This window comes from Nocardia sp. bgisy134 (genome assembly GCF_057708325.1).
The window spans coordinates 218,772-243,206 of record NZ_JBYIRW010000010.1 but is presented as its reverse complement, the minus strand read 5'-3'; the positions used below and the strand labels follow the sequence as shown (position 1 = coordinate 243,206).

At 69.8% G+C, this 24,435-nt stretch carries 23 protein-coding genes and 1 pseudogene; 21 read left to right on the top strand and 3 right to left on the bottom strand.

Annotated elements, in window-relative coordinates; translation table 11 throughout:
- Positions 1 to 28: 28 nt before the first annotated feature.
- From AC3ERS_RS19685 to AC3ERS_RS19600, 18 genes are all read left to right on the top strand, one after another.
- Positions 29 to 1,672, top strand: a complete 1,644-nt coding sequence (locus tag AC3ERS_RS19685; protein WP_431969485.1) for an AMP-binding protein — start codon at positions 29 to 31, stop codon at positions 1,670 to 1,672.
- Positions 1,669 to 3,303 (top strand): AMP-binding protein, encoded by a 1,635-nt coding sequence (locus AC3ERS_RS19680; protein ID WP_431969484.1) that lies wholly within the window; start codon positions 1,669 to 1,671, stop codon positions 3,301 to 3,303. The genes AC3ERS_RS19685 and AC3ERS_RS19680 overlap by 4 nt, the downstream gene beginning before the upstream one ends.
- Before the next feature lie 276 nt (positions 3,304 to 3,579).
- Entirely contained in the window at positions 3,580 to 6,006 is a 2,427-nt protein-coding gene (locus AC3ERS_RS19675; protein WP_431969483.1) for a Tex family protein, read from the top strand.
- 34 nt (positions 6,007 to 6,040) lie between these two features.
- Positions 6,041 to 6,922 carry a hypothetical protein gene (locus AC3ERS_RS19670; RefSeq protein WP_431969482.1) on the top strand — a complete coding sequence of 294 codons (882 nt, stop codon included), beginning with the start codon at positions 6,041 to 6,043 and terminating at the stop codon, positions 6,920 to 6,922.
- A gap of 253 nt (positions 6,923 to 7,175) precedes the next feature.
- On the top strand, positions 7,176 to 7,517 hold the full coding sequence (gene rplS, locus AC3ERS_RS19665) for a 50S ribosomal protein L19 (RefSeq protein WP_357400359.1): 342 nt from the start codon (positions 7,176 to 7,178) through the stop codon (positions 7,515 to 7,517).
- A gap of 83 nt (positions 7,518 to 7,600) precedes the next feature.
- Positions 7,601 to 8,374: a signal peptidase I gene (lepB, locus tag AC3ERS_RS19660; protein ID WP_431969481.1), complete on the top strand. Its 774-nt coding sequence runs from the start codon at positions 7,601 to 7,603 to the stop codon at positions 8,372 to 8,374.
- Between the two features lie 63 nt (positions 8,375 to 8,437).
- Positions 8,438 to 9,187 carry a ribonuclease HII gene (locus tag AC3ERS_RS19655; protein WP_431969545.1) on the top strand — a complete coding sequence of 250 codons (750 nt, stop codon included), beginning with the start codon at positions 8,438 to 8,440 and terminating at the stop codon, positions 9,185 to 9,187.
- 124 nt (positions 9,188 to 9,311) lie between these two features.
- Positions 9,312 to 9,617 (top strand): DUF2469 domain-containing protein, encoded by a 306-nt coding sequence (locus tag AC3ERS_RS19650; protein WP_011210678.1) that lies wholly within the window; start codon positions 9,312 to 9,314, stop codon positions 9,615 to 9,617.
- A 171-nt stretch (positions 9,618 to 9,788) separates the two neighbouring features.
- Positions 9,789 to 10,145 (top strand): YraN family protein, encoded by a 357-nt coding sequence (locus AC3ERS_RS19645; protein ID WP_431969480.1) that lies wholly within the window; start codon positions 9,789 to 9,791, stop codon positions 10,143 to 10,145.
- Positions 10,145 to 11,653: a YifB family Mg chelatase-like AAA ATPase gene (locus tag AC3ERS_RS19640; RefSeq protein ID WP_431969479.1), complete on the top strand. Its 1,509-nt coding sequence runs from the start codon at positions 10,145 to 10,147 to the stop codon at positions 11,651 to 11,653. Before AC3ERS_RS19645 ends, AC3ERS_RS19640 begins: the two co-directional genes overlap by 1 nt.
- Before the next feature lie 119 nt (positions 11,654 to 11,772).
- Positions 11,773 to 12,912 (top strand): DNA-processing protein DprA, encoded by a 1,140-nt coding sequence (dprA, locus tag AC3ERS_RS19635; protein ID WP_431969544.1) that lies wholly within the window; start codon positions 11,773 to 11,775, stop codon positions 12,910 to 12,912.
- Positions 12,913 to 12,999: 87 nt separating this feature from the next.
- A complete protein-coding gene (locus tag AC3ERS_RS19630; protein WP_431969478.1) occupies positions 13,000 to 13,923 on the top strand; it encodes a tyrosine recombinase XerC in 924 nt (307 codons plus the stop codon).
- A gap of 73 nt (positions 13,924 to 13,996) precedes the next feature.
- Positions 13,997 to 14,752, top strand: a complete 756-nt coding sequence (locus AC3ERS_RS19625) for an acetoacetate decarboxylase family protein (protein WP_431969477.1) — start codon at positions 13,997 to 13,999, stop codon at positions 14,750 to 14,752.
- 226 nt (positions 14,753 to 14,978) lie between these two features.
- On the top strand, positions 14,979 to 15,344 hold the full coding sequence (locus AC3ERS_RS19620) for a YidH family protein (RefSeq protein ID WP_431969476.1): 366 nt from the start codon (positions 14,979 to 14,981) through the stop codon (positions 15,342 to 15,344).
- The gene (locus AC3ERS_RS19615) at positions 15,341 to 15,655 is read left to right on the top strand and encodes a DUF202 domain-containing protein (RefSeq protein ID WP_431969475.1); all 315 of its coding nucleotides are present in this window, start codon (positions 15,341 to 15,343) and stop codon (positions 15,653 to 15,655) included. Before AC3ERS_RS19620 ends, AC3ERS_RS19615 begins: the two co-directional genes overlap by 4 nt.
- A 46-nt stretch (positions 15,656 to 15,701) precedes the next feature.
- Positions 15,702 to 17,603: an alkyl/aryl-sulfatase gene (locus AC3ERS_RS19610; protein WP_431969474.1), complete on the top strand. Its 1,902-nt coding sequence runs from the start codon at positions 15,702 to 15,704 to the stop codon at positions 17,601 to 17,603.
- 54 nt (positions 17,604 to 17,657) lie between these two features.
- Positions 17,658 to 18,029 (top strand): GatB/YqeY domain-containing protein, encoded by a 372-nt coding sequence (locus tag AC3ERS_RS19605; RefSeq protein ID WP_431969473.1) that lies wholly within the window; start codon positions 17,658 to 17,660, stop codon positions 18,027 to 18,029.
- Positions 18,030 to 18,100: 71 nt separating this feature from the next.
- Positions 18,101 to 18,799, top strand: a complete 699-nt coding sequence (locus AC3ERS_RS19600; RefSeq protein ID WP_431969472.1) for a GAF and ANTAR domain-containing protein — start codon at positions 18,101 to 18,103, stop codon at positions 18,797 to 18,799.
- Positions 18,800 to 18,803: 4 nt separating this feature from the next.
- Here AC3ERS_RS19600 and AC3ERS_RS19595 read toward each other — a convergent pair whose 3' ends face one another.
- On the bottom strand, positions 18,804 to 19,532 hold the full coding sequence (locus tag AC3ERS_RS19595; protein WP_431969471.1) for a GAF and ANTAR domain-containing protein: 729 nt from the start codon (positions 19,530 to 19,532) through the stop codon (positions 18,804 to 18,806).
- Between the two features lie 242 nt (positions 19,533 to 19,774).
- On the opposite strand from AC3ERS_RS19595, the gene AC3ERS_RS19590 reads away from it, so the two are divergent.
- Positions 19,775 to 20,476, top strand: coding sequence for a GAF and ANTAR domain-containing protein (locus AC3ERS_RS19590; protein ID WP_431969470.1), 702 nt, complete (start codon positions 19,775 to 19,777; stop codon positions 20,474 to 20,476).
- A gap of 195 nt (positions 20,477 to 20,671) precedes the next feature.
- A complete protein-coding gene (locus AC3ERS_RS19585; RefSeq protein ID WP_431969469.1) occupies positions 20,672 to 21,271 on the top strand; it encodes a sigma-70 family RNA polymerase sigma factor in 600 nt (199 codons plus the stop codon).
- A 197-nt stretch (positions 21,272 to 21,468) separates the two neighbouring features.
- On the opposite strand, the gene AC3ERS_RS19580 is transcribed toward AC3ERS_RS19585, so the two are convergent.
- Both AC3ERS_RS19580 and AC3ERS_RS19575 read right to left on the bottom strand, forming a co-directional pair.
- On the bottom strand, positions 21,469 to 21,990 hold the full coding sequence (locus AC3ERS_RS19580) for a DUF1990 domain-containing protein (RefSeq protein WP_431969468.1): 522 nt from the start codon (positions 21,988 to 21,990) through the stop codon (positions 21,469 to 21,471).
- Between the two features lie 175 nt (positions 21,991 to 22,165).
- Positions 22,166 to 22,687: pseudogene (locus AC3ERS_RS19575) on the bottom strand (M23 family metallopeptidase); the annotation flags it as partial.
- A gap of 920 nt (positions 22,688 to 23,607) precedes the next feature.
- Here AC3ERS_RS19575 and rpsB point away from each other — a divergent pair.
- Complete coding sequence (gene rpsB / locus AC3ERS_RS19570; protein ID WP_357445920.1) at positions 23,608 to 24,423, top strand: 30S ribosomal protein S2; 816 nt, start codon at positions 23,608 to 23,610, stop codon at positions 24,421 to 24,423.
- Positions 24,424 to 24,435 lie beyond the last annotated feature (12 nt).

Below are 24,435 nucleotides of genomic sequence, written 5' to 3'. Positions count from 1 at the left end.
GCGTGGATCACCGATGAGGAGAGGCGAGATGAGCACGGACCTGGAATCGCGGGTACGCGAACTACTGGAGAGTTACGACGGACCGGAGGCGTGTGCGGCGGAACTACTGTGCGACCGGCATCCCGCCGAACGGGTCGCGTTCACGGTGGTCGAGGCGGATCTGCGCGCCACCGACCTCACCTACGGCGAACTGCGAGAGCGTTCGGCGCGGTTCGCCGCGGCGCTGGCCGGTCTCGGCGTCGGCCGGGGCGATCGCGTCGCCACCCTGATGGGCAAGTCCGCGGATCTGATCGTGGCGCTGCTCGGCATCTGGCGCCGCGGCGCGGTGCACGTGCCGCTGTTCACCGCGTTCGCGCCGCCCGCCATCGCCTTCCGGCTGGCGGCCAGCCGGGCCGTGCTCGTCGTCGCGGACGCCGATCAGGCCGCGAAGCTCGCTCCCGGCGACGACATTCCGGCCGACGCGCCGTGGCGGCTGATCGTCGCGGGCGCGCCGGCGGAGGTCGGTCCGGACACGCTGCGCTTCGCCGACCTGCTCGACGCGTACGCCGCCGACGACCCGCGCGGGGCGGCGGTCTCGGTCGGCGGCGACGGACTGCTGGTCCAGCTGTTCACCAGCGGCACCACCGGGACACCGAAGGGCGTGCCGATCCCGGTGCGCGCGCTGGCCTCCTTCCACGCGTATCAGGAGTTCGCGCTGGACGTCCGCCCCGACGACGTCTACTGGAACGCCGCCGATCCCGGCTGGGCCTACGGGCTGTACTACGCGATCCTGAGCCCGCTCGCCTCCGGAACCCGCAGCCTGCTGCTGCACGCCGGATTCTCCGCACCGCTCACCTGGCAAGTGCTGGAGCGGTTCGGGGTCACCAATTTCGCCGCCGCGCCCACCGTGTACCGGGCTCTACGCGCCGACGACACCTCGCCGCCACCGGATTTCGCGCTGCGCCGCGCCTCCTCCGCGGGTGAACCGCTCACCCCCGAGGTCGTCGCGTGGTCTACCGAGAACCTCGGTGTCGCCGTCCGCGACCACTACGGGCAGACCGAGCACGGCATGGTCGTCTGCAACGCGTGGCACGACGAGCTCAGCGCCGCAGCCCCGCTCGGGTCGATGGGCAGGCAGCTGCCCGGCTGGACCTGCGCCGTGCTCGCCGACGACGCCGACCGCGAGGCCGCGCCGGGCGAACTGGGACGGGTCGCGATCGACACCGAACACAGCCCGCTGCTGTGGTTCCTCGGCTATCTCGACGCCCCCGAGCGCACCGCGCAGCGCTACACCGCAGACGGTCGCTGGTACCTCACCGGTGACGCCGGATCCCGTGACGCGGACGGCTTCTTCCACTTCTCCGCCCGCGACGACGACGTGATCATCATGGCGGGCTACCGCATCGGCCCGTTCGAGGTGGAGAGCGTGCTCGTGCTGCACGATCAGGTGGCGGAGGCCGCGGTGGTGGGTCTGCCGGACGAGCTGCGCGGCGAGGTGCTCGAAGCATTCGTGGTGTTGCGCAACGAATCCGCGGGCAGCGAAGAGTTGGCCGCCGAGCTACAACAATTGGTCAAGGAGAAGTTCGCCGCGCACGCCTATCCACGCCGGGTGCATTTCGTGACGAGCTTGCCCAAGACGCCCAGCGGCAAGGTGCAGCGTTTCGTGCTGCGGCAGCAGGGAGGTGCGCGATGACCCCCGCGCTGCCGAGCTATGCCTCGGGCACCTCGGACGTGCCGCTGCTCGGCGATACCATCGGCGCCGATCTGGATCGGACGGCGGCGGCGCATCCGGACCGGGAAGCGTTGGTGGACTTGCCGACCGGGCGCCGCTGGACCTATCGCGAGCTGGTCGCGGCCGTCGACGCGCTCGCGTCCGGGCTCGCCGCCGGGGGTCTCGGCAAGGGCGAGCGCGTCGGCATCTGGGCGCCGAACTGCGCGGAGTGGTTCCTCGTGCAGTACGCCACCGCCAAGCTGGGAGCGATCCTGGTCAACATCAATCCGGCCTACCGCACCAGCGAGCTCGGGTATGTGTTGCGCCAGGCCGGGGTTCGGGTGCTGATCGCCGCGCCGGAGTTCAAGACCTCGAACTATGTCGAGATGATCGAGGAGGTGCGGCCCGAATGCCCCTACCTCGAGCAGGTTTTGATCATCGGCGACTCGGCGTGGGCCGCGGTGGCGGGCGCGGCGGTCGACGGTGAGCGGCTCGACGCCATCGCGCCGACGCTCTCGGCCGACGATCCGATCAACATCCAGTACACCTCGGGCACAACGGGTTTCCCGAAGGGCGCCACGCTCAGCCACCACAACATCCTGAACAACGGATATTTCGTCGGTGAGCTGTGCGGGTATACCGAGCGGGACCGGATCTGCGTGCCAGTTCCGTTCTATCATTGCTTCGGCATGGTGATGGGCAATCTGGCCGCCACCAGTCACGGTGCGGCGGTGGTGATTCCGGCGCTGTCGTTCGAGCCGGCCGCCACCCTCGCCGCTGTCGAGCGGGAGCTGTGCACCTCCCTGTACGGCGTGCCGACGATGTTCATCGCCGTGCTGGCCGAACTGGACGCCACGCTCGAAAAGGCCGGAGCGACACCGGATCTGTCCAGCCTGCGCACCGGCATCATGGCGGGTTCGCCGTGCCCGGTCGAGGTGATGAAGCGGGTCATCGACCGGCTCGGCATGCACGAGGTGTGCATCTGTTACGGCATGACGGAGACGTCACCGGTGTCCACCCAGACCCGTCGCGACGACGACATGGACCGCAGGACCGCGACGGTCGGCCGCGTCGGCCCGCACCTCGAGGTCAAGATCGTCGACCCAGCAACGGGGCTGACCGTTCCGCGCGGTGAGCCCGGCGAGCTGTGCACCCGCGGCTACTCGGTGATGCTCGGCTACTGGGACCAGCCGGAGAAGACCGCCGAAGCCATCGACGCGGCTCGCTGGATGCATACCGGCGACCTCGGCGTCATGGATGCCGACGGCTACATCGCCGTGACGGGACGAATCAAGGACATGATCATTCGCGGCGGCGAGAACATCTATCCCCGCGAGATCGAGGAGTTCCTCTACACCCACCCCGACATCCTGGACGCGCAGGTGATCGGCGTCCCCGACGAGAAGTACGGCGAGGAACTGATGGCCTGGATTCGCATGCGCGAGGGCGCAACTCCCCTCGACGCCGCAGCCCTGCGTGCCTTCTGCACCGGCAAACTCGCCCACTTCAAGATCCCCCGCTACGTCCACCTCGTCGACGAATTCCCCATGACGGTGACAGGCAAGATCCGCAAGGCCGAAATGCGGGAAATGGCAAAGGAGCTCCTCGGCTGACCCACGAGGCCTGCCACGACAGCAACTGATCTCGCGAGAACAAGGGCTCGGGCACGCCGAGAACTCGCCCGAGCCCTTGACCGCGGAGTCCGCCGAGGTGACAACTGTTCTGGGCATCCCCAAGGCGACAACTGATCTCGCACGGGCCGGGTAACTCACCGGGTACGCCCAAAACTCGCCCCCGTCCCCGACCTCCGGTCCGGTACGAAACTCCCGAGGCACTTACGACCGGCCTGAGACGCGGAGAGGCGGGCCTGCCAGCTAGTGTTGCGGGTCGTGACGACAGCGCCCGAGATCGCCAGTCCAGATTCGAACAGCACCGACACGACCGCCGCCGCACCGACCGGCGCCGCCCCGGCCAGCGTGGGCAGGCGGCTCGCCGACGAACTCGGGGTGCGCGAGAGTCAGGTCCGCGCCGCGGTCGAGCTGCTCGACGCGGGGTCGACCGTGCCGTTCATCGCGCGGTACCGCAAGGAAGCGACCGACGGGCTGGACGACGCCCAGTTGCGCCAGCTCGACGAGCGGCTGTCCTACCTGCGCGAACTCGACGACCGTCGGGGCGCGATCATCGAATCCATCCGTGGCCAGGGCAAACTCGACGACGCGCTGCTCGGGCAGCTGATGCTGGCCGAGACCAAGGCCCGCCTGGAGGACATCTATCTGCCGTACAAGCCGAAGCGGCGCACCAAGGCACAGATCGCGCGCGAGGCGGGTCACGAGCCGGTGGCCGACGCGCTGATCGGCGATCCGTCCACCGACCCAGCCCAGTACGCCGCCGAGCAGCTCGACGGCGCCCGCGCGATCCTGGTCGAGCGGTTCGCCGAGGACGCGGATCTGGTGGGCGAGTTGCGCGAGCTGATGTGGAATCGCGGCCAGATCACTTCGAAGGTGCGCCCCGGCAAGGAGGAGGCCGGCGCGAAGTTCGCCGACTACTTCGAGTTCGACGAGCCCTTCCACAAGCTGCCCTCGCACCGCGTGCTCGCGCTGTTGCGCGGCGAAAAGGAGGACGTGCTCAGCCTGCACCTGGAGCCGGACACAGACGAGCCGGAGCCGGGGGAGCGCACCGTCTACGAAGGCCGGATCGCGGTGCGTTTCGGCATCGCCGACCGTGGCCGCCCCGCCGATTCCTGGTTGCTGGACACGGTGCGCTGGGCGTGGCGCACCAAGCTTCAGGTCAGCCTCGGCATCGACATCCGGATGCGGCTGCGCCAGGCCGCGGAGAAGGACGCGGTCGACGTGTTCGCCGCCAACCTGCGCGATCTACTGCTGGCCGCGCCCGCGGGCACGCGGACCACGATGGGCTTGGACCCGGGCTACCGCACCGGCGTGAAGGTCGCGGTCGTGGACGCCACCGGCAAGGTCGTCGCCACCGAGGTGATCTACCCGCACAAGCCGCAGGGGCAGACGGAGAAGTCTCTCGCGGTGCTCGGCGCGCTGGTCGCGCGATTCGGCGTCGAGCTCATCGCGATCGGCAACGGCACCGCGTCGCGCGAAACCGACGCTCTGGCCGCCGAGCTGATTTCACGCATCGCCGCAACGTCGGAGAACGGGGCGAACAAGCCGACCAAGATCGTGGTCTCGGAGGCGGGCGCCTCGGTGTACTCGGCCTCCGCTTACGCCTCCCAGGAACTGCCGGACATGGACGTGTCGCTGCGCGGCGCGGTGTCGATCGCGCGCCGCCTCCAGGATCCTCTCGCGGAACTGGTGAAGATCGACCCGAAGTCCATCGGCGTCGGGCAGTACCAGCACGACGTCTCCGAGACGCTGCTCGCCCGTTCGCTCGGTGCGGTGGTCGAGGACGCGGTGAACGCGGTCGGCGTCGACGTCAACACCGCTTCGGTGCCGCTGCTCTCCCGGGTCTCGGGCATCGCGTCCTCGGTGGCGGAAAGCATTGTGGCGCACCGGGACCAGCACGGTCCGTTCCGCAGCCGCACCGCGCTGCGCGACGTGCCCCGGCTCGGTCCGAAGGCGTTCGAACAGTGCGCGGGCTTCCTGCGCATCCGCGGTGGCGAGGATCCGCTGGATACCTCCGCGGTGCACCCCGAGGCCTATCCGGTGGTCCGGCGCATCCTGGAATCCACCGGGCGCGGGGTGGCCGAGCTGATCGGCAACACCGCGGTGCTGCGCGCGTTGCGGGCCGCGGAGTTCACCGACGAGACGTTCGGCGTCCCGACCGTCACCGACATCATCAGCGAACTCGAGAAGCCGGGTCGCGACCCGCGCCCCGAGTTCAAGACCGCCGAGTTCGCCGCGGGCGTCGAGAAGGTCGCCGACCTGAAGCCGGGCATGGTGCTCGAAGGCGTGGTGACCAATGTCGCGGCGTTCGGCGCGTTCGTCGACGTGGGCGTGCACCAGGACGGTCTGGTGCACGTCTCGGCCATGTCGCACACCTTCGTCAAGGATCCGCGCGAAGTCGTGAAGTCCGGTGACGTGGTGAAGGTGAAGGTGCTCGAGGTCGACGTCGCCCGTCAGCGGATCGGGCTCTCGCTGCGCCTGGACGACGAGCCGGGCGCGCCCGCGAAGACCGAGCGCGGCGGAAATCGCGGCCAGGGCGGCGGGCGGCAGGGCGAAGACGGCAAGCAGCGGCAGAATGGTCGAGGACGGCAGCAGCAAGGCCGCGGTCAGGGTAATCAGCGGCGCAATGCCCCCGCGCCGAGCGGTTCCATGGCCGACGCGCTGCGCCGGGCCGGTTTCGGCCAGTAGACCTCAGCGCGGGGGCGGAGGGATGTAGGCGGCCATGCGACGGTGGCTCGAAGAAGACGTGATCGCGCAGGGCCGCCTACCCCTGCTGTTCTTCCTCTTCGGCTTCATCATCGGGTTCCTGTTCATCCGGGTCAGCGTCCGGATGATCAGGGCCAAGGTGCGCTGGTGGCCGGGCAATCTGCGCGCCGGGTCGGTGCACGTCCACCACATGGTGTTCGGCGTGATCCTGGTGCTCGGGTCCGGGCTCGGCTTGGTCGCCGTCTTCGAAGACGGGAGCAATGCCGCCGGAGCCGCGCTGTCGGCGGCGTTCGGCGTCGGCGCCGCCCTGGTGCTGGACGAGTTCGCGCTGATCTACTACCTGCGCGATGTGTACTGGGAGGAGCAGGGCCGCACCTCGGTGGACGCGGTGTTCGTCGCGCTGGCGGTGACCGGGCTGCTGTTGCTCGGCTTCCATCCGTTGTCGCTGCTGGAGATCAACGACTTCCGCGCTTCCGTCGGCACCGGCGCGCGGATCGTGGTGACCGTGTTCGCCATCGTGAATCTGATGCTCGCCGCGATCGTCATCGCCAAGGGCAAGATCTGGACCGGCCTGTTCGGTATGTTCTTCCCGCCCCTGCTCATGGTCGGCGCGCTGCGGCTGAGCAGGCCGAGCGCGCCGTGGGCGCGGTGGCGCTATGCCGAACGGCGGCGGCTGATGTCCCGGGCGATCGTGCGGGAACGCCGATATCGCAGGCCGGTCATCCGGGCCAAGATCTTCGTGCAGGACCTGGTCGCGGGCAAGCCGAGTGTCGAGCATGTCCGCACCGCGACGGAGGCTGAGCTGGCCAGGACCGTGATGGCGGCGCCCCCTGCGCCGTATCGGGAGCACCACCACCACCTGCCGTGGGCGGCCGAGCACGCCGAGGAGCACTTTTGATCGGCGTTGGTGCTCGATAGCGGGGCTCACCGGCCGGGCGGCCGTTTGTGCCCGCAGGTCTCGTTCGGTCGGCCGGACAGCGACCCGATCCTGCGGGCCCGATTTTCGGCGAGGCCCTCTGGTCTGGCACAATGCACAGGTTGCCCTGGGTGCATGTCGACCCCGGGAGCATCCCTTAATTCGGAGCATGAACCGGTCGAGCACGTCCGTGCCGCCAGGGTCCTCTGTTCGCGCGAACTCCAGAAGGATGGAAATGAACACCCTTGACTTCGTCGACGAAAAGTCGCTGCGCAGCGACGTCCCCGACTTCCGTCCGGGCGACACCCTCAATGTGCACGTGAAGGTCATCGAAGGCTCGAAGGAGCGCATCCAGGTCTTCAAGGGCGTCGTGATCCGTCGCCAGGGCGGTGGCATCCGTGAGACCTTCACCGTCCGCAAGGTGTCGTTCGGTGTCGGCGTGGAGCGCACCTTCCCGGTGCACAGCCCCAACATCGACCACATCGACGTCTTGACCCGCGGTGACGTCCGCCGGGCGAAGCTGTACTACCTGCGCGACCTGCGCGGTAAGGCGGCCAAGATCAAGGAGAAGCGCTGAGCGCTTCGCCGTGACCCGGCACAAATGATCTTCACTGGCCCGGCACCGGACGCGAGTCATGGTGCCGGGCTAGTCTGTTCCGCGTGGCAGACGAAAGTGGGTCGGTGTCGGTGTCCGGATCGGGCGACGAGGGGGCGGGACGCCGCGGCAGGCGGCAGGCGAAGAAGGCGAAGAAGCAGCGTCCGTTCTGGCAGGAGCTTCCGGTCCTCATCGTGATCGCGGCCGTCATCGCCGCACTGATGGTCAGCTTCGTCGGGCGGCCGTACGTGATCCCCTCCCAGTCGATGGAGGAGACCCTCCAGATCGGCGATCGCATCTACGTGCAGAAGGTCAGCTACTACGGCAGCGACCCGCAACCCGGTGATGTGGTGGTCTTCGTCGGACCGTCCTCCTGGAACACCCGCTACCAGTCGATCCGCTCGGACAACGCGGTGGTGCGCGGGGTGCAGAACTTCTTCTCCTTCTTCGGGCTCGTGCCGCCCGACGAGAACGATCTGGTCAAGCGGGTCATCGCGGTCGGCGGCCAGACCGTGCAGTGCTGCGACGCGCAGGGCAGGGTCATGGTGGACGGCAAACCACTGGACGAGCCGTACGTCGAGAACGACTACCGCTGGCTGCCCGGCCAGCAGAACGCCACGTATCCCGCGGGCCGCGTGTTCGGTCCGGTGAAGGTTCCGGAGGGGCACCTGTGGGTGATGGGCGACAACCGCAACCAGTCCGCGGACTCCCGCGCCCACGTCGGCGACGAACTGCAAGGCACCGTCCCCATCGACAACGTGCGCGGCAAGGCCGTCATGAAGATCTGGCCGCCGAACCGGATGGGTCTCATCCGTTCTCAGGACCCTCAGACGAACTGAGGCGCGCGGCCGCAGGATAATTGGACGGTGGGGCAGGCCGGAGCAATGGGTAACCGAATGACGGTGAGCAACGGGTGGCCGCCGCGCGTGGTGATGCGCAAGGCGGGCGGCCTTCGCACGCTGGAGGCGGCGCTGATCCGCAGCGGGCTCGGCCCGGTGGCCGGCGTGGACGAGGCCGGTCGTGGCCCGTGCGCCGGACCCTTGGTCGTGGCGGCCTGTCTGCTCGCTCCCAAGGCCTACGACAGACTCGCGGGCCTCGACGACTCCAAGAAGCTCACCGAGGCCACCCGCGAGCAGCTGTATCCGGTCATCACCCGGCTGGCGTTGTCCTGGAAGGTCGTGGTGATCCCGGCCTGGGAGATCGACTCCATCGGTATCCACGTGGCCAATATCGAGGGCATGCGCCGCGCCGTGGCGGGCCTCGGGCACACTCCTGGCTACGTGCTCACCGACGGGTTCCGCGTCCCGGGCATTCCGGTGCCGTCGCTGCCTGTGATCGGCGGCGACGCCGCGGCGGCCTGTATCGCGGCGGCCAGCATCCTGGCCAAGGTGACCAGGGATCGGATCATGGTGGAGATGGATCAGCGATTCCCCGGTTACGGATTCGCGGCGCACAAGGGCTACAACACGCCCGAACACACCGCAGCGCTCAACGCCCTCGGTCCGTGCAGCGAGCACCGGCGGTCGTGGCGCAATGTGCGCGAGACGGCGGGATTACGGCCACTCGATCCGGTCGTCGAATACGCCGGCGCGGTGCTGGCAGACGGCCTCGAGGACGGCCGGGTAGCTACCGATGCCGCCCATGCGGGATGATTGAGCAGAGACGACCAGGCGGTGTGAGCGTCAGGCCACGAGGCAGGAGCGCGGGGTAACCACGCAGGCCACGCGAACGCCGCCGATACGATGCAGTGCGGCGAGAAGGAGGACGTCCCACCCGATGAGTGCCGAGGACCTCGAGAAGTACGAAACCGAGATGGAGCTCTCGCTGTATCGCGAGTACAAGGACATCGTCGGCCAGTTCTCGTACGTGGTGGAGACCGAGCGCCGCTTCTACCTCGCCAATTCCGTGGAGCTGCGCCCGCAGAACGCCGACGGTGAGGTGTATTTCGAGGTGCGCATGAGCGACGCCTGGGTGTGGGACATGTACCGGCCCGCGCGCTTCGTCAAGCACGTCCGGGTGATCACCTTCAAGGACGTCAACATCGAGGAGCTGGAGAAGCCCGACCTGCGGCTTCCCGAGTAAGCCCGCGGCTCGACCCGCTGTCGGCGCCCGTTAGCACACCGCGCCGACAGAGCGGCCCGGCGACGAGCGCCGCGACGGCGTGTCGTCCACAGCGAAGGCGTCGTCCACAGGACTGGTATCGGCCCAGGTCGTCGCGGCCGGGCCGCGGCGCGGTGCGGTCACGATCGTCGGGTGGCAGACAAACAGGCGCTCGGCGCGTACGGGGAAGAGCTGGCGGCACGGTTCCTGCAAGACGCGGGCATGGAGATCGTGGTTCGCAACTGGCGGTGTCGGTACGGCGAACTCGATCTGGTCGCGCGTGACTCCGACACCACCGCTTTCGTCGAGGTGAAGACCCGCAGCGGCCTCGGCTTCGGCACGCCGGCCGAGGCCGTCACCTTCGTCAAGCAACAGCGGATACGGCGGCTGGCGCTGCTCTGGCTGGCCGAGCAGGACGGCCCGTGGCGGCGAGTCCGCTTCGACGTGATCTCGGTGCTGCTCGCGCCCGGCGGACGCCCGGTGATCGACCACCTCGAGGCGGTCTTCTGATGGCGCTCGGGCGTGCCCATTCGGTCGCGGTCGCGGGCGTGGACGGGCAGTTGGTCGAGATCGAGGCCGACATCGGCCAGGGCCTGCCCTCGGTGCATCTGGTCGGACTGCCCGACACCGCGCTCTCGGAATCCCGCGACCGGGTCCGCTCCGCGGTGGCGAATTCGGGAGAGAAGTGGCCGGACGGACGGGTGATTCTCGCGTTGTCGCCCGCGACCCTGCCCAAGATCGGCAGCGTCTACGACCTGGCGCTCGCGATTTCGGTACTGGACGCGGCGGGCGCGGTGCCCTCGGAGCGGCTGGCGAAGACGGTGCTGCTCGGCGAGCTCGCACTGGACGGGCGGGTGCGCCGGGTGCGTGGCATCCTGCCCGCGGTGATCACCGCGCGCAACGCGGGCTGGTCGACGGTGGTGGTGCCCGAATGCGCCATGGCCGAGGCGGGTTTGGTGGAGGGCGTCGAGGTCTTCGGCGCGGCCAGCCTGCGCGCCGTGATCGCCTGGCTGCGCGGGGAGGGCGCGCTGCCTGAGCCGAACGGTGAGTTGCCCGACACGGCGCGTTCCTGCGGCGATCTCAGCGAGGTGGTCGGTCAGGACGAGGCTCGATGGGCGCTCGAGGTCGCCGCGGCGGGTGGGCATCATCTCCTGCTCACCGGGCCGCCCGGGATCGGCAAAACAATGTTGGCGCAACGTCTTCCTGGTCTGTTGCCGCCGCTGTCGGAAGCGGAGGCGCTGGAGGTGACGGCGATTCACTCGGTGGCGGGCGCGCTGTCCGGCGATCATCCACTCGTCACCGAGCCCCCGTTCGTCGCGCCGCACCACTCCACCTCGGCGACCGCGATGATCGGCGGTGGCTCGGGCTCGGCCCGTCCCGGCGCGGTGAGCCGCGCCCACCGCGGTGTGCTCTTTCTCGACGAATGCGCCGAGATCGGCGGAAAGGTACTCGAGGCGCTGCGAACACCGTTGGAGGAGGGCGAGGTTCGCATCGCCCGCCGCGACGGGGTGGCGCGGTATCCGGCGCGCTTCCAGCTCGTCTTGGCGGCCAATCCGTGCCCTTGCGCGCCCGCCCGCGACGTGGACTGCATCTGCGCGCCCCTCGCGCGCCGCCGCTACCTCGGCAAGCTGTCGGGTCCCCTGATGGACCGGATCGACATCTGGGTGCAGATGCACGGCCAGTCCGGTGCGACGTTCAGCGCCGACGCCGCCGAGAGCAGCGCGGTGGTGCGCGAACGCGTCGCCGCCGCCAGGAAGGCCGCGCTGCACCGCTGGCGGGAGGACGGCTGGCTCACCAATGCCGAGGTGCCGGGACACGCACTGCGCCAGCGGTTCCGGCTGCCGCGCGAATCCGTCGCTCCGGTCGAGGCGGCCCTGCGCATGGGCCGCATGTCCGCCAGGGGCGCCGACCGCGCCATTCGTGTTGCCTGGACGGTGTCCGATCTGCGCGGGGCCGACGTTCCGAGCGCCCAAGACGTCATGCTCGCGCTCAACTTCCGCCAGCGGGGTGTGCAGTGAACGAGCTGCGTGGAAAGGACGAGTGTGTCGTGGAGATCGGGGTTCGAGACCGTTTCGATCGCAGTGATTCGCGACAGTCGCCGGGCACGGCGGCGCGGGCGCCGAGCGGTGTGGGTGCGGTGGATGCGGACGAGCGGCGGCTGGCTTGGGTGTATCTGTCGCGGGTCGTCGAAGGGCCGTGTGCGGCGCTGTCCGCGTTGATCGAATCGGTTGGGGTGGTGGAGGCCGCGCGGGCGGTGCGGGAATGCGATCTGCCGGAGTCGCTGCGCGGGCCGACGCGGCGGCGACGCGAGATCGACTCGGCGGCACGCGATCTGACGGTCATCGAGCGGATCGGCGGCCGCGTGGTGACACCCGACGACCCCGAGTGGCCCGCGTGGCGGCTGCTCGGACTGAGTCAGCTCGAAGCGGGGCGCGATCCGGACGGCGCGGCGCCGCTGGTGCTCTGGGTGCGGGGACCGCGCTCGCTGCTGGAGTCGAGCGAACGGGCGTTGGCCGTGGTCGGGTCGCGGTGCAGCACGGGATACGGCAATCGGGTCACGGCCGAGATCGCGGGAGAGCTGGCCGCGCAGGGCTGGACCATCGTGTCCGGCGCGGCGTTCGGCATCGACGCGATGGCGCACCGGGCGGCGCTGGCGGTCGGCGGGCCCACCATCGCGGTGCTCGCGTGCGGTGTGGATCGCCCGTACCCGGCCCAGCACGAACGGCTGCTGGCCGAGATCGCGGAGGTCGGTCTCGTGGTCAGCGAGTACCCGCCGGGCACGGTGGCGAGGAAGCATCATTTCCTGGCCCGCAATCGGCTGGTCGCTGCATTCGCCGACGGCGTGCTCGTCACCGAGGCCGGGCTGCGCAGCGGTGCGCGCAACACCGTGAAATGGGCGCGGCGACTGGGTCGTCCGGCCCTGGCGGTCCCCGGACCGGTCACCTCGGCGGCCTCGACAGGATGTCACCGGATGATCCGCGACGGTGAGGCGCTGCTGGTCACTCGCACCGAGGAAGTCGTCGACGAGGCCGGACCGCTGCGCCTGTCCCTGCCAGGCAGCGCGGGTCGGGTTCCGGACACCCCCGAGCAGCTCACCGGCGACGAGGCCGCCGTCTTCGCCGCGCTGCCCGCGATAGGCTCCCGCCTGCCCCACGAACTGACCAGGCACTGCGAACTCCCGCTGCCCGCGATCCGCGCGGCCCTCGTCGCGCTCGACCTGGCGGGATTGATCGGTCTCGACGAAAGCGGTTGGCACCGTAAGCAGGTGAGACGATGAGGAGACTCGTGCGATGCGCGACACTCCTGGACGCGCGGCCCGGCGCGGGTCCTTGCCAACCGCCGCGTTCACGGCAACCGTGGTGGGGTGGAGGATTTGCCGGAGGACCTGGACGCGCTGCTGTCGGAATACGGGCGGCACCTGCGGCTCGGCCGCAACCGCTCGGCCCACACCGTGCGCGCCTACCTCGGCGACGCCCGGTCTCTGCTGGCCCACCTGTACGCCCGCTCCCCGGATTCCGCGATCCGGGAACTGGACCTGGCCTTGCTGCGCTCCTGGCTCGCGGAGCAGTCGGCGAACGGCGCGGCCCGCACGACGATGGCGCGGCGCGCGTCCTCGGCGCGCACGTTCACCGGCTGGCTCACCAAGACCGGCAGGCTCGAGGTCGACCCCGGCCTGCGGCTCGGTTCGCCCAAGGCGCACCGGACGCTACCCGCCGTGCTCGGCAGGCAGCAGGCGGTGGAGGCCATGGACGCTGCGGAATCCGGTGCGGCGCAGCACGATCCGATGGCGTTGCGGGACAGGTTGATCGTCGAGTTGCTGTATTCGACCGGGATCAGGGTGAGCGAACTCTGCGGCCTGGACATCGACGACGTGGACCGGGAGCGGCATCTGGTGCGGGTGCTCGGCAAAGGGAACCGGGAGCGCTCCGTCCCGTTCGGCGCGCCCGCCGACCGTGCCGTCGCGGAGTGGCTGCACTACGGCCGTCCCGCGTTCGCGATCGCCGAATCGGGGCGCGCGCTGCTGCTCGGCAGGCGCGGTCGCCGTCTGGATCAGCGGCAGGCCAGGAGCGTGGTGCACGAGGTGGTTTCGGCGATCCCCGGCGCGCCCGATCTCGGCCCGCACGGACTGCGCCACAGCGCGGCCACCCACCTGCTCGAGGGTGGCGCGGATCTGCGCGTGGTGCAGGAAGTGCTCGGCCACGCCAGCATGGCCACCACCCAGCTGTACACGCACGTGTCCATCGAACGACTGAAGAAGGTGCACGACCAGGCGCACCCGCGCGCCTGAAGCGGCGGAAAGGCGCGACCTGGTAGGGAATCCGTGATACCTCTGTAACGAGTTCTAGTTGTGGAGGATTCGGATGCCGGAGAACGCGGGCGAGCCGACGACGAGCGCCCACACCGTGCTGGGCAGGCCGGTTCCGATGCCGGTGCGGATCCGGAGGGCGCGGGCGTTCATGGCGTCGTACCGCGTGCCCGCCGGTGTGGCGCAGGAAGTGATCGCCTACTCGGGTCTCCGGGTGATCCAGCTGCCGCGGGATCGCGCGCTGTGCACGCTGGTCTTCGTCGAGTACGTGGACGGCGACCTCGGTCCGTACCACGAGTTCGGCGTGGCCTTCATGGTCCGGCACCACACGGCGGCGGAGGTCGGCGGACTGGCCGACCTGCGGGCGTTGTCCGGTGGCACCGCGGGCGTGTTCATCCATCGGCTGCCGGTCGACGGCGAGTTCACCCTCGCCGCGGGCCGGGGGATCTGGGGATTTCCGAAGGAACTGGCCGATTTCGAGGTCGAGCACGAGGGCGCCCGCCGCGGCGTGCTGCGGATGGACGGCAAGCTGGTCGTCGATCTGACGGTGCGTCCGGGTCTGCGAACGCCGTCGCGTCGTGGCGCGGGCGGCGCGTACGACGCCTACGCGCACATCGACGGCGTCACGCGTCGCACGCCGTGGCGGATGGAGCAGTCGGGCATGCGCGCTCGCGTGGGCGGGGCCGAACTGATCCTCGGCGACCATCCGCTGGCCGCCGAATTGGCCGCGCTGGAACTACCCACCCGCACACCGCTGACCTCGACCGTGGATCGGCTCGCGATGATCTTCCACGACGCCGCGCCGGTGTGATTCCGGGTCGTCGCGGGCGTGTCGCACGCTTCAGCGAGGTTCGTGGACGACCGTTCGGTCTGCCGATACGCTGACGTTGCGGAACGTTTGCTTGCGGCACGAATCGGACCAGAGACGGAGTGGTGCCCGTGCACCCTGAACGAAGCGTGACCCCGGACGCTCTTCAGCGCCCGGCCGATTCGGTCGCGGCCGTGCTCGTTCCGCACTCGTTCCCCGGGGAGGTGGCGTGACACTGCCGGACGTCGGCGCGGAATCGGAGGACGGCGAGGAGAACGTCGACTATCGCTTCACGCTCGCCAACGAGCGGACCTTCCTGGCGTGGATGCGCACGTCGCTCGGCCTGCTCGCGGGCGGCGTCGCCGTGCACACCTTGGTGCAGCCGTTCCACATGGCCGGTCTGCGTAGGCTGCTCGCGGTCAGTTGCATCGTGCTCGCCGTCGTCGTCGCGCTCGGCGCCTACCTGCACTGGCGCCGGATCGGACGCGCGATGCGCCGCGGCGAGCCGCTGCCGCAGACGCTGTTGGTGCCGATCCTGTCCGTGGGCATCGGCGCCGTGTCGATCATGGCGTGCATCGCGGTGCTGCTGCGATGACGGCCAGGGACGCGGGTCTGGCCGCCGAGCGCACCGCGCTGGCGTGGCGCCGCACCGCCATCAGCGCCATGGTCGTCGCCGCGCTGTGCATCGATCACGTGGTGAGCTCCGGTTGGCGGGCGGCCGCGATCGCCCCCGCCGTCGCGGCGCTGACCATGATCGCGGTGGCGGTCGCGGGTTATCTGCGCAGCCGGTGGCTGCGCCACGGCCACCGCGGCAGACCCGACGGCGTCATCGCCGCGACGACGCTGGCGATCCTGTTCGCCGGCTGTGTCGCGGCCGCACTCGGTTTCACGGAACCACCGAGGTGATCCATTCCAGGACAGACGAGTTCGGCCGAGACGAAGGAGGAGGACGATGCCCGAAGTGACGGAGCCGACCGAGGTGATCGTCGCCGCGCACCAGCGCGCCGCGGCGATGCTGCCGTTCGCCGACGAGGCCGACCTGGCCGACTCCCAGCGCGGATTCGTCGCCGCGCTGGAGCCCGGCGTGGTCGCCCAGGACGACGAATCCGTGGTGTGGGACAACGACTCCTACGGTTTCCTGCGCGAGCCGTGCCCCGCGTCCGTCCATCCCAGCCTGTGGCGGCAGTCCGGGCTGGTCGCCGCACAAGGACTGTACGAGGTGACCGACGGGATCTATCAGATCCGCGGCTTGGATCTGTCGAATATGACGCTGGTCGAAGGCGAGCGGGGCGTCATCGTGATCGATCCGCTGATCTCCGCCGAGACCGCGGCCGCGGGGCTGCGTTTGTATCGCGAGCACCGCGGCGAGCGCCTGGTCACCGGGCTCATCTACACCCATTCGCATGTCGACCACTTCGGCGGCGCATTCGGGGTCGCGAGCGCGGAAGACGCCGCGGAGGGCCGCATTCCGGTCGTCGCGCCCGCCGGATTCCTGGAACACGCGGTGTCCGAGAACATCTTCGCGGGCACCGCGATGGCGCGCCGTGCGGCCTACATGTACGGCGCCGTGCTGCCGAGGGGTCCACTGGGCCAAGTGGGCGCCGGTCTCGGGCAGACCACCTCGCTCGGCACGGTCACCCTGATAGCGCCGACCGTGGACATCACCGACACCGGCCAGGAGATGACGATCGACGGCGTGCGGATCGTCTTCCAGGTCACGCCGGGCACCGAGGCGCCCGCCGAGATGAATTTCTACTTCCCCGATCGCCGCGCGCTGTGCATGGCCGAGAACGCCACCCACACCCTGCACAACATCGTGACCCTGCGCGGTGCGCTGGTCCGCGACCCGCACGTGTGGGCCCGGTACCTGACCGAGGCCATCAATCTGTTCGCGCGCGAGTCCGATGTCGTGTTCGCCTCGCATCACTGGCCGACCTGGGGCACCGAGCGCCTGGTGGAATACCTGGCGCTGCAACGTGATCTGTACGGATACCTGCACGATCAGACGTTGCGGATGCTGAACCAGGGGTACGTCGGCGCCGAGATCGCCGAGCAGCTGACAGTGCCGCCCGCGATCGAGAACGCCTGGCACGCGCGCGGGTACTACGGTTCGGTCAGCCACAACGTCAAGGCGATCTACCAGCGCTATCTCGGCTGGTTCGACGGAAATCCGGCGCACCTGTGGGCGCATCCGCCCGTCGAATCGGCCCGCCGCCACGTGGAATTCATGGGCGGCGCCGAGGAAGTGCTGCGCAAGGCGCGCGAGTCCTACGCCGAGGGAGACTTCCGCTGGGTCGCGCAGGTGGTCGACTACGTGGTGTTCGCCGAACCGGGCAACGAGGCGGCCAAGGACCTGCTCGCCTCGGCCTACGAGCAACTCGGCTACGGCGCCGAGAACGCGACGTGGCGCAACTTCTATCTCAGCGGAGCCTACGAACTGCGCTACGGCTCGTTCGGCACCCCGACCAAGGTCGACTCGATGGCCATGCTGACCGCGTTGACCGTCGAGCAGATCTTCGACGCCATGGCGCTGCGCGTGGACGGTCCGAAGGCGTGGGACATGCGGGTGATCACCGACTGGCACCTCACCGACGAAGGCCGCGTCTACCGGCTGGAACTGCGCAACGGCAGGCTGACCCACTACGACCGGCCCGAGGGTGTCGCGCTGCCCGCCGCGGACGCCGAATTCACCCTCACCAGGGCGACCATGATCCGAGTCCTGTTGCAGGGCGAGGACTTCGGGGTGGCCGCCGCCGCGGGTGACATCGCCATCGAGGGCGATCCGACCAAGCTCGCCGCCTTGGTCGGCGTGTTCGACGAACCGGACCCGGATTTCGCCATTGTGACGCCCTGAGCGACCGCGGGCCGGAAATCGCTCGACCCACGGCGGCCGGCCCGCGTACGGTCGATGCCCAGGTCCATCGAAACCGTCGACAGGTCCCTGCCGCTGCGCGAGCGATTGCGCGTCGCGCTGCCCGCCGCCGTGAAGGTGCGCGACCGCCACGTAGCCGCGGCGCTGCGCTCGGCGCTCGGCGCCATCGACAACGCCGAGGCCGTCGAGATCGGTGGCGCGCGAGCGGGCGCGATCGAGGAGAGCGCGGCCGGGCTCGGCGGCGCGGAGGTCGCGCGGCGGGAGCTGAGCGAGGCCGATATCGAGGGCATCGTCCGCGCCGAGATCGCCGAACGCCTGACGGCCGCGGCGAGCTACGACGAACTGGGACGTGTCGATCGCGGCGACATGCTGCGCGCGGAGGCGGACGCGCTCACCGCCGTGCTGTAGTCCGCCGCACGCCAAGGGATTTCGCTATTCTGGCTGCTGCCGGTCGATTCCAGGCGGTTCATAGGATGGGCGTGGCGGAGTTCGAGTTACTCACCGAGAGATTCCTCTCGGCGCTGCGCCGAGGCGGGGGCGACCTCACGGCCGCTTGCCAGGCCGCCGTGCAGGTGCTCCCGGTGCAGCGGGCCGCCATCATGATCGATGAACGCGACGTGGGTGTGCAGCCGTGGTGCAGCAGCGACGAGATCGCCGCGCGAGTCGAGACGATGCAGGCGACGGTCGGGGAGGGGCCCGCGGTGGACGCGGTGGCCACCGGTGTGCCCGTCTCCGTCGTCGATCTGACCGAGAACTGCGGACGCTGGCCCGGTTTCGCCGCGGCGCTGGCCCGTGAACCGGTGTCCGGCGCGATGACGGCGATGCCGCTGCGGCTGGGAGCGGTGCGATTCGGCGCGCTGGATCTGTACCGGGTCAGCCCCGGTCACGTGGACGGGGCGGTGATCTCGGCCGGGCTGCACGTCGCCGACATCATCACCGCTCACCTGGTGTCTGCGCGGACCGGTTCCGCCGAGCACGCGGGGGAGTGGCTGCGCCAGCCGCTGACGAGCGCGTCGATCCACCAGGCCGCGGGCATGGTGATCGCCCAACGTGGTGTCGGCGCCGCGGACGCGTACGCCATGCTACGGACTTATGCCGTGCGCCAAGGGATTTCGCTGGCCGAGGCGGCCGAGCGGGTGCTCCGCAGGCGCGTCCGTTTCGACAACGGAGCCCGCTGACCCGCTACGCCCGGCGCTCGACGGGCGTGGCCAGCACGACCGCCGTGTCGACGCTGCCCGCCACCACGGCGCCCGCCAGTTCGGCCATCCGCAGTCCGCAGCGTCGCGCGTGGGCGCGCAGGCGACCGAACGCCTCGGTCATGTCCAGATCGCCGCGCTCGGCCAGCACCCCCTTGGCCTGCTCGATGACCACCCGGTCCTGCAGTGCGACAGGGAGTCTGGCCTGCATCGGCTCGACCCTGGGCCGCAGCACGTGCTGCGCGATGCCGATGGCCGCGAGGTCGGCCAGGATCTGCCCGGATCGCACGGCGGACCGGTTCAGTGCGCGCGGCGCTGCGCCGAAGATGGTCAGGGCGCCGAGATTGTCCGTGCGCAGTCGCAGCGGCAGCGCGTAGGTCGACCGGTAGCCGTGTTCCAGTGCGTGCCTGGCGAATTCGGGCCAGACCAGGGTGGCGGCGGCGAGGTCGTCCACGATCGAGGGACTGCTGGTGCGATAGGCCTGCTTGGACGGCCCGTCGACCGTTTCGACGAGCCATCGCGCTCGCTCGTCGGTGGCGGCGAGCACCCGCAGCTCGCCGCGATGGTCGCCGAGGAACAAACCGGCCTCGGCGCCGCCGGTCAGTTCGGTACACGCGTCGACCAGTTGCTGGGATAGCTCCACTACGTCGAAATCGCTCGTCATCGTGCCGACGGACCGCACGAGCACGTCCAGCAGCGGCGCGTGTGCTCCCATGGTGGGTCTCCCTGAGTGATCGCAGTGACGGCTGAGTCAAGCGGAGTGGAGCCTCGCCTTCAATGTTTGCACCCGAATAGCGTTCGTGTCGACCGCACTTGCGGAGTCGTGCGCCGAATCGCCATGACAGTGGAGTGTTTCGGCGCGTCGCCCGCCGTCCATACCATGGAGTGTTGGGCAGGTGCGGTGCGGTATCTCCGAGGTGGACGCGCGACGTTCGCCGGCAACAGGGGTGGTTCGGTATGTCTGACAGTGAGCAGCTGGTCACGGCCTTGTCCGGGATCGTCGGGCTCCTGCCCGAACCCGGCGACGTAGTCGAACCGCTCCATCGGGTGATCGACAGCGCCACCGACGCACTCGACCTGGCGGGCTGCGCGGTGCTGCTCGTGGCTGGCGGACACTCCAGCGTCGTCACCGCCACACCCGCGGCGCTGGCGGACGTCGCGCTCAGCCAGCGCAGCAGCGAACGCGGACCGGCGGTCGACGCATTGCGCCACGGCGAACCGGTCGCCGTCGCCGATGTCCGCGAGCGACACGAGGCCTGGCCGGAATACACGAGTGTCGCGGTGCGCCACGGTGTTCGCGCCGTGGCGGAGATCCCGATGCGGTCCGGCGTGACGATGGTGGGCGCGCTGGGCATGTACGCCTACCACCCGCGCCAGTGGACCGAACCCGAACTGTCGGTGGGCGCGCTGCTGGCGAGCCTGGCCGCCGGGCACATTCTCACCGCCGAACGGCTGCGCGCTCAGCAGCGGCTGGCCGAACAGTTGCAGCACGCGCTGGACTCGCGGGTACTGGTGGAGCAGGCGAAAGGCGTGCTCGCCAACGCGCGCAACACGACGCCGCAGGCCGCCTACGAGCTGATCCGGGCGCACGCCCGGCGCCATCGGGTGAGCGTGCACGCGGTCGCGGGCGGCATCGTCGAGCTCGGTCTGCGAATCTGAGCCGGGCTCGGCCGCCGGTCCCGCGGGCCTGCCGACCGAGCCCGAAGCGGCAGCGCGAGTCCGAACCGACCGGTAGTCTGGCCACTGGCGGATATCCGAAACCCATGCCCCCGGACCGGAATCCGCGGTAGACGCCATCGTCCGTGTCCTCGACGGGTGGTCCATTCGTCAGCGTCCGCTGCCATCGGGGGCATCATGGTTTCGCCAGCTCTGTCTACTCGCACGTCCACCCACCATCGGATTCCGGACACCGTCACCAACGCCGAGTTGGTGCGCCGGATCGGCGTCGGCGATCGCGACGCCTACGCACTGCTCTATGCCCGAACGCGCCCGCTCGTCTTCGGACGGGTACTCGCGATCGTGCGCGATCACGACTACGCCGAGGAGACCTGTCACGACGTCTATCTCCAGGTCTGGCGCAGTGCAGCGGGTTTCGACGAGCGTCGCGGCTCGGTGACGACCTGGTTGTGCACGCTGGCGCACCGGCAGGCGGTGGACCGGGTGCGCCGGGAACGCGCCGCCACCGATCGCGATCAGGCCTGGGCCGCAGGAGATTACGGCCGACCCGCCGACAACGTCGCCGACGAGGTGCTGCGCCGCCACGAATACCGCTGTGTGCGAACAGGACTGGCTGCCCTGACGCCACTGCAGCGCGAATCGCTGCTGCTCGCCTACTATCACGACCTCACCTACCCGCAGGTCGCCGAGCGCCTCGGCGTAGGTCTCCCCGCCGTCAAATCCCGCATCCGCTCGGGACTGGCCCAGCTGGCGTCGGCGCTCGCGGCCGCGGTCTGAACCTCTAGGCCCCCGGCTCGATCGGGCCGGGGGTCCAGGCCCTGTCTCCAAGTCCCATCCGGCGCCTCCGCGGCCCAGATCGCCGCCTGGCCGCGTTGTCGTCGTCACCGAGACAACCCCGGTATCGGCTCTTCTCCTCCGCTTGCCAGGCGGCGATCCGATCCACGGATGCATCCGGCCGAACTTCGAGACAGGGCTTAGGCCTTCGTGGGCAGGGTGGCGAGGTAGCGGCCCGCGAAGAAGCGTTGCAGGAGCCGAACCAGTGGGCCGCCCAGTGCGGTGTACCAGGTCGCGGGTTGGGAGAAGGCGGTGACGACGCCGTGGACGGAGTCGTCGGCGGGGTCGTACTCCACCGAGAACAGTTCCTCGCCGACCTCCGGGTGTCCGGGCAGCGTGCCGTAGGCGAAACCGCGCCGGTTCTCGTCCTCGTCGAGCACGTACACCACGCGGCAGGGCGCCACGAGGGCGAGCGGGCCGATCCCGAGTCGCACGGTGAGCAGGGTGCCCGGTTCGGCGGTCGGCGTGCTCGCCCGATCGAAGATGCCGACGCCCTTCTGCATCCGATAGGCGAGGATCTCCGCGCCCGCCCGCTCGAACAGCTCTCTGCCGTTGCCGAGGCGGCGCTGCAACCGGAAGTGGTAGTAGCCCTCCGGGAGTTCGCCCCTGGTGGCGCCGATCTCGCGATACGTGAACCAGGGACCGTCGAGCGCATTCTCCATCTCTCGATCATCGTCCGGTTCCGTGCGGCACGGAAGCCGACCCGCGCGGCGTGCGCTCCCGCCGAGTCGCACCGCCCGCGCTGCCGCCCGGCGTTGGGATACCGATCGTGGCAACGCTCGCACCGGGACGCGATCGGCAGTCGTTCGCGACCGCGCCGGCCTTTCCTGCGATGGGGCCCACCGGCTCGAGGCGCAGCGGTGCGACGTGCAGCAATCCGAGCGGATCGAGGTATTCGGGCCGCCCGCGCCGCCCGGCCTCCCGGCGCAGACCCCAGTGCAGACAGGCGGGAGCCGCGCACTCCGGGTGCCCCTTCTCCAACGTTCCGATCGGAGTGCCTCGCGCGACGCGCGCCCCGACCGAGACCCGCGTTTCCACCGGCTCGTACGTCGTCCGCAGGCCGCCGGGATGGTCGATCGACACGACCGGTTTGCCCGCCACCGTCCCGGCGAACACCACGATCCCCGCTCCCGCGGCCAGCACCGTTTGCCCGGGCGATCCGGCCAGATCGACGCCGCGATGGCCGGGCAGCCAGTCCTGCGCGGGCCGTTCGAACCGCCGCTCCACCCAGGGCCGAGGCCGCAGCGGCCACCCGAACTCGCCGCTCGGCGCTGCCGCCGCCGTCGCGGTCGAGAGTGCGAGCAGCGCCGCGGCAACGGCGAAAAGCGCCGCTTTCCTCCTGAACAGCGCCACCTTCATGGCTCCGCCGACGCCCGGTTCACGCCCGCTGCCACCGTGCCTGATGGGCCGAGCCGCTCGGGAGGACCGGACGGCCCGGCACGATCGACGTCCGCGTATCCGACACTCGCGGCGGCATCGGCGCGAGCTCGAGGAGCGGCAGATCCGGCGCTCGATGCGGCGGGCATGCCGACCCTGAACAGGCCATGTCGGGATCGGACCGAAACCGCGGGTGCGGCACGCGCAGCGGCATCGGTGCGGGCCGGAGGAGCGGCAGTTCCCGCGCTCGATGCGGCGGGCATGCCGACCCTGAACAGGCCATGTCGGGATCGGACCGAAACCGCGGGTGCGGCACGCGCAGCGGCATCGGTGCGGGCCGGAGGAGCGGCAGTTCCCGCGCTCGAAGCAGCAGGCACGCCGATCCCGAACAGCCCGGATCGGCGCCAGGGACCGGTCGCGCGTGCGCCGTCGCGGGGCGCGCGCCCGCCAGCGCCAGCACGAACATCAGGGGAAGAATCACGGTGATCGCGAGGGAAAGTCGGTGCATGGGTTCGACCTTCGTCGGTCCCGGCCGCGCGCACGATCCCCGATCCGGCGTGTGGGGACAACATCGGCTCCTGTGGAAATCGCCCGTTTCGCCTGGTCGCGACGTCGTGACCAGCTGATTTAGGTCAGGGACGCACCTGGTCGTAGACTGATCGAGCGGTCTGTGCCCGGCACGGACCGACTTCGCGCGCCACCCGTGCTCGTTCGCAACGGCGCCGTTCGAACCTCAGCTCCCGAATTCCGAGAGTGCTCGTTCGCGGCAATGCAGTTGGGAACAGGGAATCGTCGGCTGGTCCCGATCGGTGATCCGACCGGGTCCGACGATTCGGAGGCGCCAGGGCAGCGGGTCGCCGACCCACTGCGTCAACCGGCAACGAAAGAGAGATACGAGAGCCATGGCTGTCGTAACCATGAAGCAGCTGCTCGACAGCGGCGCACACTTCGGACACCAGACCCGGCGCTGGAACCCGAAGATGAAGCGGTTCATCTTCACCGACCGCAACGGCATCTACATCATCGACCTGCAGCAGACGCTGACCTACATCGACAAGGCCTACGAGTTCGTCAAGGAGACCGTCGCCCACGGTGGCACCGTTCTCTTCGTCGGCACCAAGAAGCAGGCCCAGGAGTCGATCGCGGCCGAGGCGACGCGCGTCGGGATGCCCTACGTGAACCAGCGTTGGCTGGGCGGCATGCTCACCAACTTCTCCACCGTGCACAAGCGCCTGCAGCGCCTCAAGGAGCTCGAGGCCATGGAGCAGACCGGTGGCTTCGAGGGTCGCACCAAGAAGGAAATCCTCATGCTCACGCGTGAGATGAACAAGCTGGAGCGGACCCTCGGCGGTATCCGCGACATGCAGAAGGTGCCCTCGGCCATCTGGGTCGTCGACACCAACAAGGAGCACATCGCCGTCGGCGAGGCGCGCAAGCTGAACATCCCGGTCATCGCGATCCTGGACACCAACTGCGACCCCGACCTGGTCGACTACCCGATCCCGGGCAACGACGACGCGATCCGCTCCGCCGCGCTGCTGACCAAGGTCGTCGCCTCCGCGGTGGCCGAGGGCGTGCAGGCGCGGGCCGGTCTGGCCTCCGGCGACGAAAAGCCGGAAGCGGGCGCGGGCGAGCCGCTCGCCGAGTGGGAGCAGGAGCTGCTGGCGCAGGCCGCGCCGGGCGCCGAGGCCTCCACCGAGACTCCGGCCGAGGCCTGAGGCTCGTAATCC